Consider the following 1,689-nt stretch of genomic DNA (forward strand, 5'->3'; position numbering starts at 1 on the left):
GGTCCAGGCTGTGTGAAAACGCACTGAATACGTCGAAAGTTGAGAGCTACGGGTGTTGCCTGCGAAACCAGCAGACTGAAGCGCGAATTGCCCTGGTCAACTACATAGGCGTTCGTAAATGCTGTTTGGGCCGCGTCAGCGGCCCAAACAGCCACTCACGGACGATCAAGCAGCTTGGATTCACGCCCTGATCGCTTCAAGCAGTCCTGAGATACTGAAGATGCTCATCATTCGTTTGAGGTTGTAGGCCAGTACATGAAGGCTCATCTCGGTGCTTACCCTCGGCAGAGTTTTGGTCAGGAAGTGGGTACTTCCCATCCAGTATTTGAGCGTTCCAAACGGATGTTCAACGGTCTGTCGGCGACGCCTCATCATCGTTGGATCATTTTCCAGCCGAGTCTGCATCGCATCGACTACGGCTTCATGTTCCCAGCGCTTTACCCGGCGCTCCTTACCCGTCGTACATTGCTTGTGCATTGAGCAGGACTGGCAGCCCGAGAAGTAGTAACAATGCAATAACATGCCGTCTTCCACCGAAGAATGCCGCCGGGTCAGTAACTGTCCCGCAGGGCATCGATACTCGTCCGATTCTGCAACGTAGATGAAGTCCTGCTTACCAAATCGGCCTTCGGCCTTGCTGCCTGATGTCAGGGGTTTCGGTACGAAGGTGGTGATGCCAGCCTGCTCGCAGGCAAGGATTTCCAGACCTTTGTAATAGCCTCGGTCGGCCACCACCGTTAGCGATTCAGCCTCGATTTCTTCACGCGCCTGGTTCGCCATATTGCTCAGTTGCCCACGATCATTACCAACGTTGGTCACCTCATGGGCAATGATCAGATGGTGTTTGTCGTCGACAGCTGTTTGGACGTTGTAGCCAACCGTTCCGGTGCCTCGGCCGCTCGTGGCCATTGAGCGTGCATCAGGATCTGTGAGGGAGATCTGCTGGTCTGGACTTTCGTGGAGCTGCACCTCGATTTCCTTGAGTTTCTGCATCTGCTTTTTCAGTGTTTCTATCTTTTCTTTAAGCCGCTCTGCTTTGGCCTCGGCCACTTCGGGCGTTGCCCGATCCGCCGAATCCATCGCCGCCAGATATCGATCAATACTCTGCTCGATCTGCTGCATGCGCGCCTTCACTTTGCCTTGGGTGAAGTTGCGGTCGCGATTATTGACGGCTTTGAACTTGCTGCCGTCGATGGCGATGATCGATTGGGAGAAGAGGTCGAGGTTGCGGCAAAGAACTACAAATTGCCGGCAGACACTGCGAATGGCTTTGCCGTTGTTCTTACGAAAGTCGGCAATGGTTTTGAAATCCGGAGCCAATCGCCCAGTCAGCCACATCAACTCAACGTTACGCTGGGCTTCACGCTCAAGCCGGCGGCTGGACTGAATCCGATTGAGGTAGCCGTAGATATAGATCTTCAGCAAGATCGCGGGATGGTAGGCCGGACGCCCCGTTGCAGCAGGATCGACACCTTCAAACCCAAGTGCGCCCAAGTCGAGTTCATCGACGAAAACGTCGACCACTCGCACTGGATTTTCTTCGGCAACGTAATCGTCCAGGCACTCCGGCAGCAACGTCACTTGCGTCCGAGTCTCACCTTCGATGAATCGCTTCATGATCGCCCCCCGATACGATCTCGACGATCAGAAGGTTAGACAATTACTGGCGTTTTCACACAGCCTGGGTCG

Annotated in this window: 1 protein-coding gene; it reads right to left on the bottom strand. The window is 54.3% G+C overall.

All coding sequences use genetic code 11. The features are described from left to right. Positions 1 to 180: 180 nt before the first annotated feature. Positions 181 to 1,617 carry an IS1182 family transposase gene (locus ACZ9IM_RS30440; protein ID WP_476225831.1) on the bottom strand — a complete coding sequence of 479 codons (1,437 nt, stop codon included), beginning with the start codon at positions 1,615 to 1,617 and terminating at the stop codon, positions 181 to 183. Positions 1,618 to 1,689 lie beyond the last annotated feature (72 nt).

The sequence above is a fragment of the Pseudomonas sp. TE12508 genome (genome assembly GCF_056279485.1).